This window comes from Streptomyces sp. 13-12-16 (assembly GCF_002114215.1).
Taxonomy (GTDB): domain Bacteria; phylum Actinomycetota; class Actinomycetes; order Streptomycetales; family Streptomycetaceae; genus Streptomyces.
Genome location: NZ_NCTE01001219.1, coordinates 1 through 681, shown reverse-complemented (window position 1 = coordinate 681; position 681 = coordinate 1). Strand labels below are relative to the sequence as shown.

Genomic DNA, 681 nt, shown 5'->3' with positions numbered 1-681 from the left:
CCGGCGGCCCCGCCACTGGCCCGACGCCCAGCGCTCCACGGCGGGCGGAACCGGGGCCGACCCCCTGGACACGGCGTTCTGGACGGCCGTGGAGGGCGAGGACCTGACCACGCTCGCCGCCGACCTCGCGGTCGACACCGAGGCGCTGGGCGCGGTCCTGCCCGCGCTGTCCACCTGGCGGCGCAGGCAGCGCGATCAGGCGATGGTCGACGGGGTCAGGCACCACGAGATGTGGAAGCCGCTGTCGCTGCCCTCCTCCGCGCCCACCGCCGCCGGCACCTGGCTGGCGGTCGTCCCCGAGGCGCTCGCCGACGATCCGTGGGTGGTCGCCGTCCTGACGGCCGTCGGCGCCGACGTCGTGCCGCTCACCGTCGGCACCGCCGACCGCGACACGCTCGCCGGGCGGTTGCGCGGCCTGCTGTCCGAGGGCACCGCCCTCACCGGGGTGCTGTCCCTGCTCGCCCTCACGGATGCCGCGCAGGCCCCGGCCGTCCCGACCGCGGTCCTGCTCCAGGCCCTGCTGGACGCCGAGGTCACCGCGCCCCTGTGGTGCGTGACGCGCGGCGCCGTCGCGGTCGCCGGCACGGAGCGGCTCACCGCTCCCGCCCAGGCGGCGGTGTGGGGACTCGGCCTGGTCGCGGCGCTGGAGATCCCCGCACGATGGGGCGGGCTGATCGACCT

General features: G+C 77.7%; 1 pseudogene. It reads left to right on the top strand.

Going from position 1 to position 681, the window contains the following annotated elements:
* Nucleotides 1-681, top strand: a pseudogene (locus tag B7767_RS38030) (polyketide synthase); the annotation flags it as partial.